The 13,407-nt window shown below is 64.7% G+C and carries 12 protein-coding genes and 1 pseudogene; 9 read left to right on the forward strand and 4 right to left on the reverse strand.

Annotated elements, in window-relative coordinates:
- Positions 1-22: 22 nt before the first annotated feature.
- Positions 23-1,132: a 3-dehydroquinate synthase gene (aroB, locus tag AC1VWL_RS12325; protein ID WP_482986895.1), complete on the reverse strand. Its 1,110-nt coding sequence runs from the start codon at positions 1,130-1,132 to the stop codon at positions 23-25.
- A gap of 15 nt (positions 1,133-1,147) precedes the next feature.
- Positions 1,148-1,672: pseudogene (locus AC1VWL_RS12330) on the reverse strand (shikimate kinase); the annotation flags it as partial.
- Positions 1,673-1,771: 99 nt separating this feature from the next.
- On the opposite strand from AC1VWL_RS12330, the gene AC1VWL_RS12335 reads away from it, so the two are divergent.
- Complete coding sequence (locus AC1VWL_RS12335) at positions 1,772-1,975, forward strand: dodecin family protein (RefSeq protein ID WP_282265844.1); 204 nt, start codon at positions 1,772-1,774, stop codon at positions 1,973-1,975.
- A gap of 128 nt (positions 1,976-2,103) precedes the next feature.
- Here the strand turns inward: AC1VWL_RS12335 and AC1VWL_RS12340 are convergent, their stop codons facing one another.
- Positions 2,104-2,937 (reverse strand): kinase, encoded by an 834-nt coding sequence (locus AC1VWL_RS12340; protein ID WP_296249395.1) that lies wholly within the window; start codon positions 2,935-2,937, stop codon positions 2,104-2,106.
- A gap of 42 nt (positions 2,938-2,979) precedes the next feature.
- Here AC1VWL_RS12340 and pdxH point away from each other — a divergent pair, with 42 nt between their 5' ends.
- Genes pdxH through AC1VWL_RS12360 form a run of 4 tightly spaced genes read left to right on the forward strand, consistent with a single transcriptional unit; the run spans position 2,980 to position 5,181 of the window.
- Entirely contained in the window at positions 2,980-3,579 is a 600-nt protein-coding gene (gene pdxH / locus AC1VWL_RS12345; protein ID WP_481508768.1) for a pyridoxamine 5'-phosphate oxidase, read from the forward strand.
- The gene (gene aac(6'), locus AC1VWL_RS12350; protein ID WP_482986884.1) at positions 3,576-4,037 is read left to right on the forward strand and encodes an aminoglycoside 6'-N-acetyltransferase; all 462 of its coding nucleotides are present in this window, start codon (positions 3,576-3,578) and stop codon (positions 4,035-4,037) included. The genes pdxH and aac(6') overlap by 4 nt, the downstream gene beginning before the upstream one ends.
- On the forward strand, positions 4,037-4,381 hold the full coding sequence (locus AC1VWL_RS12355; RefSeq protein WP_482986885.1) for a YqfO family protein: 345 nt from the start codon (positions 4,037-4,039) through the stop codon (positions 4,379-4,381). The genes aac(6') and AC1VWL_RS12355 overlap by 1 nt, the downstream gene beginning before the upstream one ends.
- Positions 4,378-5,181 carry a cobalamin-binding protein gene (locus AC1VWL_RS12360; protein ID WP_482986886.1) on the forward strand — a complete coding sequence of 268 codons (804 nt, stop codon included), beginning with the start codon at positions 4,378-4,380 and terminating at the stop codon, positions 5,179-5,181. The genes AC1VWL_RS12355 and AC1VWL_RS12360 overlap by 4 nt, the downstream gene beginning before the upstream one ends.
- 179 nt (positions 5,182-5,360) lie before the next feature.
- Here the strand turns inward: AC1VWL_RS12360 and AC1VWL_RS12365 are convergent, their stop codons facing one another.
- On the reverse strand, positions 5,361-6,584 hold the full coding sequence (locus tag AC1VWL_RS12365; RefSeq protein WP_482986887.1) for a citrate/2-methylcitrate synthase: 1,224 nt from the start codon (positions 6,582-6,584) through the stop codon (positions 5,361-5,363).
- Between the two features lie 122 nt (positions 6,585-6,706).
- Between AC1VWL_RS12365 and prpB the strand changes: the two genes are divergently transcribed.
- The 4 genes from prpB (at position 6,707) to prpF (ending at position 13,239) form a co-directional block, all read left to right on the forward strand.
- On the forward strand, positions 6,707-7,591 hold the full coding sequence (prpB, locus tag AC1VWL_RS12370) for a methylisocitrate lyase (RefSeq protein WP_482986888.1): 885 nt from the start codon (positions 6,707-6,709) through the stop codon (positions 7,589-7,591).
- Positions 7,592-7,740: 149 nt separating this feature from the next.
- Positions 7,741-8,898, forward strand: coding sequence for a bifunctional 2-methylcitrate synthase/citrate synthase (prpC, locus tag AC1VWL_RS12375; protein WP_482986889.1), 1,158 nt, complete (start codon positions 7,741-7,743; stop codon positions 8,896-8,898).
- Positions 8,899-9,247: 349 nt separating this feature from the next.
- A complete protein-coding gene (gene acnD, locus AC1VWL_RS12380) occupies positions 9,248-11,863 on the forward strand; it encodes a Fe/S-dependent 2-methylisocitrate dehydratase AcnD (RefSeq protein WP_482986890.1) in 2,616 nt (871 codons plus the stop codon).
- Between the two features lie 182 nt (positions 11,864-12,045).
- On the forward strand, positions 12,046-13,239 hold the full coding sequence (gene prpF / locus AC1VWL_RS12385; protein WP_482986891.1) for a 2-methylaconitate cis-trans isomerase PrpF: 1,194 nt from the start codon (positions 12,046-12,048) through the stop codon (positions 13,237-13,239).
- Positions 13,240-13,407 lie beyond the last annotated feature (168 nt).

Raw genomic sequence — 13,407 nt, forward strand, 5'->3', positions numbered from 1 at the left:
GGGTAAGCCTTTGACTTCCCGCTCAACCCAGTCGCAGCACGTCCAACACCGCCGCCTCATCCACATCCGGCACCACCTCGGCCTTGCCGATGCCGCGCCACAGCACCAGTCGCAGGCGCCCGGCGATGTTCTTCTTGTCCAGCCGCATATGCCCAAGCAGCGCCTCGGCATCCAGGCCTGCGGGGATGGTGGTCGGCAGGCCGTAAGCCTCCAGCAGCTCGCGCAGAACCTCGGTATCGGCCGCATCGGCCATGCCCAGCGCCGCCGACAGCTTGGCGGCCAACATCATGCCAACCGCTACCGCCTCGCCGTGATTGAGGTTGTCATTGCCCGGCGCGCCGTAACCCTGCGCGGTCTCGATCGCATGGCCGAAGGTGTGGCCGAGGTTGAGCAGGGCGCGTTCACCCTTCTCCAGCGGGTCACGTTCGACGATCTCGGCCTTGTGCTCGCAGCTGCGGGCGATGGCCTGGGCCAGCGCGCCGTCGTCGCCGGCCAGCAGGGCCTGGCGTTCTGCCTGCAGCCACTGGAAGAACAGCGGATCGCGGATGGCGCCGTACTTGATCACCTCGGCCAGGCCGGCCCGCAGCTCACGTGCAGGCAGGGTGCGCAGCGCAGCGGTATCCGCGACGACCGCACGCGGCGGATGGAAGGCACCGACCAGGTTCTTGCCCTGCGGGATATCCACCGCGGTCTTGCCGCCGACCGAGGAGTCGACCATCGACAGCAGGGTGGTGGGCAACTGCACGCAGTCCACGCCGCGCATCCAGCAGGCCGCGGCGAAGCCGGCCAGGTCGCCGACCACGCCGCCGCCCAGCGCCAGCACGCAGGCGTCGCGGGTGGCGCCGAGGCTTGCCAGCGCGTTGATCGCGCCAGCGAAATTGTCCAGGGTCTTGGATGCCTCGCCGGCCGGGATGATGTGCTGGCCGATCTTCAGGTCGGGTCGGGCTGCCAATAGCGCGGTCTGTACCTTGGCCAGGTACAGCGGTGCGACGGTGTCGTCGCTGACCAGCAGCACATGGCGGCCACGGATGGCGCCGACCAGCGCCTGTGCCTGCGACAACAGGCCCGGGCCGATATGGATCTGGTAGGGGTGTTCGCCGCCGACGGCGACGGTGCGGGTGGGAGCGGTCATGCGGGTCGGTTCCAGGATCTGCCATTGCGCGGCAAGCCGTGTGACGGTGTGCGCGGTGGCGTCGGCGGGGGTGTAGAGGTCGGTATCGATGATCAGGTCGGCAACGTCGCGGTACAGCGGGTCGCGGATGGCCGCCATGGCGTGCAGCACCTGCTCGCGGTCGGGGCGTTGCAGCAGCGGGCGGGTCTTGTCGCGCTGCAGCCGTGACAGCTGCGAGGCCACGCTGACCCGCAGGTAGACCACGAAACCACGGACGCGGATGCGTTCACGGTTCTCCGGGTCGAGCACACAGCCGCCGCCGGTCGAGATCAGCTGGCCGCTGCCGTCCAGCAGGCGTGACAGGACCCGTTTTTCATGGGCACGGAAGCCGGCTTCGCCGACGTTCTCGAAAATGGCCGGAATGCTGGAGCCCACGTCGTCGACGATGGCTTGGTCGGCATCCACGAACACCAGCCCGAAACGCTCGGCCAGGCGACGGCCGATGCTGGTTTTGCCGGCGCCCATGGGGCCGACCAGAATGAGATTGGGGGCGGGATTCATTACCGGAAGATGCTAGCACCTCGTGTCAGTGCCTTAACACGGTAGCAGCCAAGCTCGGCAGTTCCACGAATGGTTCGTGGTGCAACCAAGGAGTTGGACATGTCAGTGGCGAAAATCATTGAAGTCAACGCGTCCTCCAAGACCAGCATCGAGGATGCGGTGCGCAGCGGCATCAAGAAGGTGGCCGAGACGGTCAAGGGCATCCAGGGTGCGTGGATCAACGAAACCAAGGTTGTCACCGACGGCGACGGCAACGTCACCGAGTGGCGGGTCAACCTGCGGATCACGTTCCTGGTGCAGTAATGCATTTGCAGTAATCGCGCGGTGGGTGCCCGCTGATCAGGCTGGGCACGCATCTGCAAGGGCTCGGCGGCGCCAGCGCCGTCGAGCCGTTCATGCGAAACCGTTGTGCTGCAGCTGGCCGGGTCGCCTCAGTCCGCTGTATCCGCCAACGGCTGTCGTTGTGCATCCAGGGCAATGACCCGGTCGGCGATGCCGGGCAGGGTGCGCAGCGCCTGCCGGCTGATGCGCTCGTAGAACTGCACGAAGCGCTCCAGCTGCGGCCTTGTCATGCTGCTGCGGCCAGGCGATGCCTGCTGCAGCGCCTGCTCCTGCTGCCAGCGCCAGTGCGGGACCACGGCGAAGCTTGGCGGTTGCAGCATCCACAGCCGGTCAAAACGTTGCCACAGGCCGGGGTAATGCTCGGCCAGTGATTGGTTGCACCAGCGCCGCCAGCGGCCGTCGGCATCGGCCTCGCGTTCCAGTGCGTTCAAGGGCACCTGCAGCGCATCGTCGGCTTCTGCCGGCGTGCCCAGGAACCAGCCCTCGAACACCAGCAGGTCCAGCGGTTGCTCGATCTTCTTCCACTGTGCTTCCGGCACCCGTTCATCGGCGAGCTTGTCAAAGCGCGGCAGCAGGAAGCCTTGCCCGGCCTTGGCCGCATCCAGCGTGGCCATCGCCAGGGCCAGGTCATGCGTGCCCGGCGGCCCACGTGTGGCGAGCAAGGGATGCACGCGATCGGCAAGCCGTTGCCGTTGCGCGCGGGTCAGGTAGGTGTCGTCGATGGACACCGCCGCCGCGCACAGGCCGCGCGTGCGCGCCAGGTCCACGATCTGCGCGGCCAGCGTGGACTTGCCACTGCCTTGCACACCACTGATTGCCAGTACCGGCGTGCCGTTGGTACTGGCCAGCGCATCGTCCAACGCCTGTGCAACCAGTGTCGGCGCAAAGCGGCGTTGGGAAAAACTGTGCGGAACGGGGGACATGCCGCCACAATAGCCCAAACACGTGCCCTACGAAGCAGGACCATGACCAATCTTTACGCAGAAGCGCTTTCGACTTTCGCCGCATTGTTTGAAGAGGCCAAGGCTGGCAAGGAGATCGATGCCACCGCGATGACGGTTGCAACCGCTGACATCGATGGCCGCCCGTCGGCGCGCACGGTGTTGCTGAAGGCCTTCGACGAGCGCGGCTTTGTGTTCTATACCCATCTGGACAGCCGCAAGGGCCGCGAACTGCACGACAACCGGGCAACGGCGCTGTTGTTCCTGTGGCGCAGCCTGCGCGAGGCTGGCATCCAGGTGCGGATCGAAGGCGATGCTCAGTTGGTATCGGCTGCCGAATCCGATGCCTACTTCGCCAGCCGCCCGCGCATGAGCCAGATTGGCGCCTGGGCCTCGGTGCAGTCGCAGCCATTGGCGTCGCGCGAGGAGTTCGAACAGCGCCTGGCCAACTTCGAGACACGTTTTGAAGGCCGCGATGTGCCGCGTCCGGACGGCTGGGGCGGGGTGCGTGTGGTGCCGCGGCGCATCGAGTTCTGGTACGGCGCTGACTTCCGCCTGCATGAGCGTTGGTGCTACGAGGCCGATGCGGCGGGCGAGTGGAGCAAGCGGATGCTATTCCCGTGAACAACGCTGGCTGCAGTGTGCGGCGTGCCCAAGCCGGGGATTGGCAGGACTGGGCCGAGCTGCGCTTGGAACTGTGGCCAGACAGCGAGACAGAACTGGTTGACCTGCTGGACTTGATTGAATCGGCAGCTAGCACCTGCCTGCTTGCCTGCACCGCCGATGGGCGGGTTCTGGGTATGGCTGAAGCGAGTGTCCGCCATGAGTATGTCAATGGTACCGACGGCTCTCCGGTGGGCTTTCTGGAAGGCTGGGTTGTGCATGCATCGGCGCGGGGCAGTGGTCTTGGGCGTTTGTTGATTGACGCTGTGGCGCAATGGGCGCGTGACCAGGGCTGTACCGAGCTGGCATCGGATTCGGACTTGGCGAATGTATCGGCGCAGGCGGCGCACGAGGCGTGCGGCTTCACTGAAACCGAGCGAGTCGTCTACTACCACATGCCACTGCGGGCGATTGGCTGATGCAGCTCCATCCGATCTACAGGATCACCGTATTCGTGCCGCCGGCGCAGCTGGAGGCGCTGAAGCAGGGCATCCTTGCAGTGGACGATCTGGCTGCCGGAGGCTACGCACACGGCATGTGGGAGTCGGCGCCGGGGCAGGAGCAGTTCCGTGTGCTGCAAGGTGCGCAGAGCGCAGTTGGCGGGGCGGGCGAGCTGGTGCGCGTGTCCGCGGTGCGGCTGGAGTTCTGCATCGAGCGCGATCCGCAGCGGCTGCAACGGATTCTGGATGATGGCATTGCCGCCAATCATCCCTGGAGCAGCCCTGCCGTATTCGTCGATACAACGGAGTTCGCCGCGCCATGATTGGCCCGCGCCGCATTGTCTGCCTGACCGAAGAGCCGACCGAAACGCTTTATGCACTCGGCGAGCAGGACCGCATCGTCGGCATCAGTGGCTTCACCGTGCGGCCGCCCGAGGCACGCCGTGACAAGCCCAAGGTCAGCGCTTTCACCAGCGCCAAGGTCGGCGAGATACTGAAGCTGAAGCCGGACCTGGCGATTGGTTTCTCCGATATCCAGGCCGATATCGCTGCCGAGTTGATACGCAACGGTGTGGAAGTGTGGATCGCCAACCACCGCAGCGTCGCCGGCATCATCGACTACATCCGTCGACTGGGCGGGTTGGTGGGCGTGGCCGCGCGTGCCAATGCCTATGCGGACGAACTGCAGCAGGGCTTGGATGCAATTGCCGGGCAGGCGGCTAAGCTGTCGCAGCGTCCGCGCGTCTATGTCGAGGAATGGGATGAGCCCATCATCACCGGCATCCAATGGGGCGCGGAGCTGGTGGAGATTGCCGGCGGCATCGATGTGTTCCCGGAGTTGTCGCGTGAGCCGCTGGCCAAGGCGCGCATCCTTGCCAATGGTGATCCGGTGATCGCGCGCAACCCGGACATCATCATCGGCTCATGGTGCGGCAAGAAATTTCGCCCGGAGCGGGTGGCTGCGCGCCCGGGCTGGGAGGCGATCAACGCCGTGCGTGATGGCGAGCTGCACGAGATCAAGTCACCGCTGATCCTGCAGCCCGGGCCGGCGGCCTTGACCGATGGCGTGCAGGCGATCGCGCAGATCATCAATCAATGGTCAAAACGGGCAGGGGCCTTGTAGGAGCGGCGTAAGCCGCGAAGCTCACAACAGCCCAGCCGCCGATCAATCTGCAATCACGGCACATCTACCGGATGTGGGAGCGGCATGAGCCGCGAAGCTGGTGATGCTGGAAAGGCCGCAAGAGCTTACCCCTCCCCAACCCTCCCCTTGGCCTTTGGCCAAAGGGAGGAGGCAAGAGCTCACCCTCTCGGTGCCAACCCGGTGTAGCGCGCACGCGGCCGTATCAAGGTGCCCAGGGCTTGCTGCTCCAATGCATGCGCCAACCAACCAGTAAGCCGGGCGGTAGCAAACATCACCAAGGCATGCGCGCCTGGCAGTTCGTGCACATAACAGATAGCCCCCAGCATCCCGTCAATATTCGGCCGCTGGCCGCTGACTTCTTCGGTAGCAGCCAAAACCGCTTCCACATGGCGCATGCGCGGTGAATCGCCGCGCAGTTCGCGCAATTGACGCAGAACCTCCGCGCCTCGTGGGTCGCCATCGGGATACAGCAGATGGTTGAAGCCGGGTAGTTCATCACCGCGCCGCCAGCGTTCGGCGATGAAGGTGGCGGGTGACCCGCGGGTTTCGGCATCGACCAGGAGGGCATGTGCACGAGCGGTAGCACCGCCATGGCGCGGGCCGGACAGGGCAGCCAATCCAGCGCTCACCGTCGCGTGCAGGTGTGCGCCAGTGGAGGCGACCACGCGCGCTGCAAACGCCGAAACATTCAGTTCGTGGTCGGCACACAGCACCAAGGCCGAGCGCACCAGTTCGGCGAAGTCCGCATCGCCAGGCATCCAGGCATCGGCGAGCAGGCGATGCACCGGCCGCGCATCTGGCTCGGTGCCGACCAGCAACGCCGCGTTCTGGCGCAGCAGCGTCGCAGCGACCTCGCGGCGCACGGAGACCGCTGCATTGAGCGACTGGCGTTGCTCCAAGGCCAGCAGCGGAATGCAGGCCATTGCGCGCTCCACCGGCGGCAGGCTGCCATCAAGCGCCAGGCTGGCGATACGCGGCGGCCAGGAGGGCAGGGCGGCCGCGGCGAACGGATCCTGCTCCTCGCATTCCCATAGCAGGCGCGCGATGTCTTCCAGCGTGGCACCGGCCTGCGCGGCAGCCACGGCTGACCGGCCCCGGTAATAGGGCGCATCCGGACGGATCAGCGAGATACGGGTTTCCAGCACCGGCAGGCCGCGGTCCAGGCTCTGCGCGGCACCGCGCTCGGCACCGCGCCCGGCCTGTTTGCGCTGCGCCAGGCGCTCTACTTCCGCCCGCAGGTACACCCGGCTGCGCGCCGAGGTGCCAGGTCGCGAGCTGAGCAGGCCGCGGCTGACATAGGCGTACAGCGTGGCGGCGCTGATGCCGAGCAGGGCACAGGCTTCACTGGCGGGTATCAGTTCGGGGTCGAGGGCGTCGGACATGGCGTATTCAATATATTGATTTATTGAATCAAGATTGATCAATGCATCTGATGGTGACAGATTAACCGTCACAGCGGAATGGCATGCTCGCCACCGCCCAGCCACAAGCCAGGAGCCATCCCATGAGTCGTTCTTCCGCCGGCGCTGCATTCCGCGCCGCACTGGCCGCCGAATCCCCGTTGCAGGTGGTCGGCGCGATCAACGCCAACCACGCCCTGCTGGCCAAGCGCGCCGGTTACCGCGCCATCTACCTGTCCGGCGGCGGCGTTGCTGCCGGCTCGCTGGGCCTGCCGGACCTGGGTATCAACACCATGGAAGACGTGCTGATCGACGTGCGCCGCATCAGTGATGTCTGCGATCTGCCGTTGATGGTCGATATCGACACCGGTTTCGGCCCAAGCGCGTTCAACATCGCGCGCACGGTGAAGTCGCTGATCAAGGCCGGTGCTGCTGCCTGCCATATCGAGGATCAGGTGGGCGCCAAGCGTTGTGGCCACCGCCCGGGCAAGGAAATCGTCTCGCAGGGTGAAATGGTCGACCGGGTGAAGGCTGCCGCCGATGCCAAGACCGATCCGGATTTCTTCCTGATCGCCCGCACCGATGCTATCCAGATGGAAGGCGTGGACGCGGCCATCGAGCGCGCGCTGGCCTGCGTGGAAGCTGGCGCAGACGGCATCTTTGCCGAGGCTGCCTACGACCTGGAGACCTATAAGCGCTTCGCCGACGCGGTGAAGGTGCCGTTGCTGGCCAACATCACCGAATTTGGCGCGACGCCGCTGTTCAGCCGTGATGAACTGGCCTCGGCCGGTGTGGCGATGCAGCTGTTCCCGCTGTCGGCGTTCCGTGCAGCGAACAAGGCGGCCGAGAACGTCTACGAAGCCATCCGCCGTGATGGCCACCAGCGTAATGTGGTGGAAAGCATGCAGACCCGCGAGGAGCTGTATGACCGTATTGGCTACCACGAATTCGAGCGCAGCCTGGACAAGACGTTTGCTGCGAAGAAGTAACAGCACTTCCTTCTCCCTGTGGGAGAAGGTGGCGCGTAGCGCCGGATGAGGGTACGACGAAGTCTTTGTGGCTGACTGCACCCTCACCCCAACCCCTCTCCCGGCGGGAGAGGGGCATCAAAATCCCGCATCTGATCGAGGTTCACACCATGTCTGAATCCACCACCGCACCCGCGTTCAAGCCGAAGAAGTCCGTCGCCCTGTCCGGTACCGCTGCCGGCAACACCGCCCTGTGTACCGTTGGCCGCAGCGGCAACGACCTGCACTACCGTGGCTACGACATCCTGGACCTGGCCAACACCAGCGAGTTCGAGGAAATCGCCCACCTGCTGGTGCACGGCAAACTGCCGAACAAGGCCGAGCTGCGCGCCTACAAGGCCAAGCTGAAGGCGCTGCGTGGCATTCCCGCATCGGTGAAGGCCGCGCTCGAAGAACTGCCGCCGTCGGCGCACCCGATGGACGTGATGCGTACCGGCGTTTCCGTGCTGGGCTGCGTGTCGCCGGAGAAGGACGACCACAACCACCCGGGCGCACGCGACATCGCCGACAAGCTGATGGCCTCGCTGGGTTCGATGTTGCTGTACTGGTACCACTGGAGCCACAACGGCAAGGTCATCGACGTGGAGACCGACGATGACTCGATCGGCGGCCACTTCCTGCACCTGCTGCACGGCGAGCAGCCGCGCGACTCCTGGGTCAAGGCCATGCACACCAGCCTGATCCTGTACGCGGAGCATGAATTCAACGCCTCGACTTTCGCCTGCCGCGTCATCGCCGGCACCGGCAGCGACATGTACAGCGCCATCACCGGCGGCATCGGCGCACTGCGTGGCCCGAAGCACGGTGGCGCCAATGAAGTCGCCTTCGAAGTGCAGAAGCGTTATGAAACCCCGGACGAAGCCGAAGCCGACATCAAGGCCCGCGTCGAGCGCAAGGAAGTGGTGATCGGTTTCGGTCACCCGGTCTACACCGTGTCCGACCCGCGCAACAAGGTGATCAAGGATGTCTCGCGTGAGCTGTCGGCCGAGCAGGAAAACATGAAGATGTACGACATCGCCGAGCGTCTTGAGTCGGTGATGTGGGACATCAAGAAGATGTTCCCGAACCTGGATTGGTTCAGCGCCGTCAGCTACCACATGATGGGCGTGCCGACCGCGATGTTCACCCCGTTGTTCGTGATTGCACGTACCGCAGGTTGGAGTGCGCACATCATCGAGCAGCGCATCGACGGCAAGATCATCCGCCCGAGCGCGAATTACACCGGCCCGGAAGACCAGACCTTCGTGCCGTTGGACAAGCGCGCTTGATGGAGACAAAGCCATCTTCGCCACAAGCGAGATGACGCCTGCAGCATCTCCGCCACAAGCGAGATAAAGCCCCTCTCCCGCCTGCGGGAGAGGGGTTGGGGTGAGGGGAAGCTCCTGGCACGTGGAGCAGGTTCTCGCTTTTGGAAAAGGCCAAAGCCAAAGCCACAGCCAAAGCCAAAGCCAAAGCCAAAGCCAAAGCCAAAGCCAAAGCTCCCCCCATCCGCCCTTTGGGCACCTTCCCCCGCATGCGGGAGAAGGGATACTTCAGATTCCATGTGCTGCTGTGGGTTTGCGGCATTCGCGCACAACCCAAAGCACACCAGCAAGCCCAGACCCTCACAGGCCAGCCATGAATACCGATTACCGCAAACACCTCGCAGGCAGCACGCTCGACTACTTCGATGCGCGCGCCGCAGTCGATGCCATCCAGCCCGGCGCTTACGCCACGCTGCCGTATACCTCGCGCGTGCTGGCCGAAAACCTGGTGCGCCGCTGCAATCCGGCCACGCTCCGCGATTCGCTCAAGCAGCTGATCGAGCGTAAACGTGACCTCGATTTCCCGTGGTTCCCGGCGCGCGTGGTCTGCCACGACATCCTCGGCCAGACCGCACTGGTCGACCTGGCGGGCCTGCGTGACGCCATCGCCGACAAGGGTGGTGATCCGGCCAAGGTCAACCCGGTGGTGCCGGTGCAGCTGATCGTCGATCACTCCCTTGCAGTGGAATGCGGTGGCTACGATCCGGACGCGTTCGCCAAGAACCGCGCCATCGAAGACCGCCGCAATGAAGACCGCTTCCACTTCATCGACTGGACCAAGCTGGCCTTCGAGAACGTCGATGTGATTCCGCCGGGCAACGGCATCATGCACCAGATCAATCTGGAGAAGATGTCGCCGGTGATCTACCAGCAGGGCGGGGTGGCCTTCCCGGATACCTGCGTCGGCACCGACAGCCATACCCCGCACGTGGATGCGCTGGGCGTCATCGCCATAGGTGTCGGCGGCCTGGAAGCCGAGAACGTGATGCTGGGTCGCGCCTCGTGGATGCGTCTGCCCGACATCATCGGCGTCAAGCTGAGCGGCAAGCCGCAGCCGAACATCACCGCCACCGACGTGGTGCTGGCGATCACCGAGTTCCTGCGCAAGGAGCGCGTGGTTGGCGCCTACCTTGAGTTCTTCGGCGAGGGCGCAGCAGCACTGACCATCGGTGACCGCGCCACTATCTCCAATATGTGCCCCGAATATGGCGCAACCGCGGCGATGTTCTACATCGACCAGCAGACCATCGACTATCTGCGCCTGACCGGCCGCGAGGAAGCGCAGATCGCACTGGTCGAGAACTACGCCAGGACCACCGGTCTGTGGGCGGATGCACTGGAAACCGCGCAGTACGAGCGCGTCGTTGAGTTTGACCTGTCCAGCGTGGTGCGCAACATGGCCGGCCCCAGCAATCCGCACAAGCGCTTGCCGGTGTCGGACCTGGCCGAGCGCGGCATCGCCGACGAAGCCAAGCTGCTCAGTGGCAAGGGTGAGGAAGCCGAAGGCCTGATGCCGGATGGCGCGGTGATCATCGCTGCCATCACCAGCTGCACCAATACTTCAAATCCGCGCAATGTGATTGCCGCCGCGCTGCTGGCGCGCAATGCCAATGCGCGTGGTTTGACCCGCAAACCGTGGGTGAAGTCATCGCTTGCGCCGGGCTCCAAGGCAGTGCAGCTGTATCTGGAAGAAGCCGGCCTGCTGCCGGACTTGGAGCAGCTGGGCTTTGGCATCGTTGCCTTCGCCTGCACCACCTGCAATGGTATGAGTGGCGCGCTGGACCCGAAGATCCAGCAGGAAATCATCGATCGCGACCTGTACGCGACCGCCGTGCTGTCGGGCAACCGCAACTTCGATGGCCGCATCCACCCGTATGCAAAGCAGGCCTTCCTGGCCTCGCCGCCGCTGGTGATCGCCTATGCCATTGCCGGTACCGTGCGCTTCGACATCGAGAAGGACGTGCTGGGTGTGGATGCCGATGGCAAGGAAGTGCGCCTGAAGGACATCTGGCCGAGCGATGCCGAGATCGATGCGGTGGTGAAGGCAGCGGTCAAGCCGGAGCAGTTCCGCAAGGTCTACAACCCGATGTTCAACGTCCGCGTCGAGCATGGCGAGAAGGTCAGTCCGCTGTACGACTGGCGCCCGCAGAGCACCTACATCCGCCGCCCGCCGTATTGGGAGGGTGCATTGGCCGGTGAGCGTACGCTGCGCGGCATGCTTCCGCTGGCGGTGCTGCCGGACAATATCACCACCGACCATCTGTCGCCGTCCAACGCGATCCTGCTGTCCAGCGCCGCCGGCGAGTACCTGGCCAAGATGGGTTTGCCGGAAGAGGACTTCAATTCCTACGCCACCCACCGCGGCGATCACCTAACCGCGCAGCGCGCCACCTTCGCCAATCCCAAGCTGTTCAACGAGATGGTGCGCAACGAGGATGGCAGCGTGAAGCAGGGCTCACTGGCGCGGGTGGAGCCGGAAGGCAAGGTCATGCGCATGTGGGAGGCAATCGAGACCTACATGGAGCGCAAGCAGCCGCTGATCATCATCGCCGGTGCCGACTACGGCCAGGGCAGCTCGCGTGACTGGGCCGCCAAGGGCGTGCGTCTTGCGGGCGTGGAGGCGATTGCGGCTGAAGGTTTCGAGCGCATCCACCGCACCAACCTGATCGGCATGGGCGTGTTGCCGCTGGAGTTCAAGCCGGGCACCAACCGCAACACGCTGGGCATCGACGGCACCGAGAGCTATGACGTGATCGGCCTGCGCACCCCGCGTACCGATCTGACCCTGGTCATCACCCGCCGCAACGGTGAAGTGGTCAGGGTGCCGATGACCTGTCGCCTGGATTCGGATGAAGAAGTGGCGATCTACGAGGCCGGTGGCGTACTGCAGCGGTTTGCGCAGGACTTCCTGGAATCGGCAAACGCATGACTTGAGCCCCTCTCCCCCGCGCGGGAGAGGGGCCTGTAAGCAAACCCCTGGTTCGCGGCCCCACGAACGCCCTTGCGCCAGCGCAAGGGCCGGGGCGCGGAGCGGGGGTTGGGGTGAGGGCATGGGCGGCTAGCATCGCATCCGGCCTTCCACATCACGATCGAAGCAAGGAAACCCGCACCATGTCCCACATCCCCCAGATCAAGATCCCGGCAACCTACATGCGCGGCGGTACCTCCAAGGGCGTGTTTTTCCGCTTGGAAGACCTGCCAGCCAGCGCCCAACAGCCGGGCCAGGCACGTGACCGCTTATTGCAGCGGGTGATCGGCTCCCCTGATCCCTACGCCAAGCACACCGACGGCATGGGCGGCGCCACCTCCAGCACCAGCAAGTGCGTGATCATCTCGCCCAGCAGCAAGCCCGATCACGATGTGGATTATTTATATGGGCAGGTGTCGATCGATACCGACTTCGTCGACTGGTCCGGCAACTGCGGCAACCTGTCCACGGGTGCTGGTGCATTCGCGCTGCACGCGGGCTACGTTGATCCGGCACGCGTGCCCGAAAACGGCGTCTGCGCGGTGCGTATCTGGCAGGCCAACATCAGCAAGACCATCATTGCCCACGTGCCGGTCAGCAACGGACAGGTGCAGGAAACCGGTGATTTCGATCTCGATGGCGTGACCTTCCCGGCAGCAGAGATCGTGCTGGAGTTCATCGACCCGGCCGATGAGGGCGAAGGCGAGGGTGGTGGCGCGATGTTCCCCACCGGCAACCTGGTGGATGAGCTCGATGTGCCCGGGGTCGGCAAGCTGCAGGCGACCATGATCACCGCCGGCATCCCCACGGTTTTCATCAATGCAACGGATATCGGTTACACCGGTGCCGAGTTGCAGCCGGCCATCAATGAAGACAAGGCGGCATTGGCAAAGCTTGAGGCGATCCGCGTTGCCGGCGCCCTGCGCATGGGCCTGATCAAGAGTCCTGAAGAAGCGCTCAAGCGCCAGCACACGCCCAAGGTCGCCTTCGTGGCGCCGCCGCAGGACTACCTGTCCAGCGGCAACAAGCAGATCCGCGCCGCCGACATCGACCTCAACGCCCGCGCCATGTCGATGGGCAAGCTGCACCACGCGATGATGGGCACCGCCTCGGTGGCAATTGCCACGGCAGCGGCAGTGCCGGGCACGCTGGTCAACCTCGCCGCCGGTGGTGGTCAGCGTGATGCGGTGCGCTTTGGCCATCCTTCCGGCACGCTGCGCGTCGGTGCGGCGGTCGCGCTGGTTGATGGTCAGTGGACGGTCACCAAGGCGGTGATGAGCCGCAGTGCCCGCATCCTGATGGAAGGCTGGGTGCGCGTGCCCGGTGATGCGTTCTGATATCGCGCTCCGTCCATGGCAATGAGGGCGGCGAAAGAAGAGCAAGGGCTGCTGGGATCAGTGGCCCTTATGCTTTTTGCGATTTCGAGGACCCACATGTAGCGGGTGTAGCACGCCTGGCGGGTTTCCAGACAAATCCCCAGCAGAGGGCAGCTTGCTACACAAGCC

It is taken from the genome of Stenotrophomonas sp. STEN063 (assembly GCF_056854515.1).

Coding starts and splice junctions, on each gene's coding strand:
- aroB (WP_482986895.1), bottom strand. CDS start 1,132: ATGACCGCTCCCACCCGCACCGTCGCCGTCGGCGGCGAACACCCCTAC.
- AC1VWL_RS12335 (WP_282265844.1), top strand. CDS start 1,772: ATGTCAGTGGCGAAAATCATTGAAGTCAACGCGTCCTCCAAGACCAGC.
- AC1VWL_RS12340 (WP_296249395.1), bottom strand. CDS start 2,937: ATGTCCCCCGTTCCGCACAGTTTTTCCCAACGCCGCTTTGCGCCGACA.
- pdxH (WP_481508768.1), top strand. CDS start 2,980: ATGACCAATCTTTACGCAGAAGCGCTTTCGACTTTCGCCGCATTGTTT.
- AC1VWL_RS12355 (WP_482986885.1), top strand. CDS start 4,037: ATGCAGCTCCATCCGATCTACAGGATCACCGTATTCGTGCCGCCGGCG.
- AC1VWL_RS12360 (WP_482986886.1), top strand. CDS start 4,378: ATGATTGGCCCGCGCCGCATTGTCTGCCTGACCGAAGAGCCGACCGAA.
- AC1VWL_RS12365 (WP_482986887.1), bottom strand. CDS start 6,584: ATGTCCGACGCCCTCGACCCCGAACTGATACCCGCCAGTGAAGCCTGT.
- prpB (WP_482986888.1), top strand. CDS start 6,707: ATGAGTCGTTCTTCCGCCGGCGCTGCATTCCGCGCCGCACTGGCCGCC.
- prpC (WP_482986889.1), top strand. CDS start 7,741: ATGTCTGAATCCACCACCGCACCCGCGTTCAAGCCGAAGAAGTCCGTC.
- acnD (WP_482986890.1), top strand. CDS start 9,248: ATGAATACCGATTACCGCAAACACCTCGCAGGCAGCACGCTCGACTAC.
- prpF (WP_482986891.1), top strand. CDS start 12,046: ATGTCCCACATCCCCCAGATCAAGATCCCGGCAACCTACATGCGCGGC.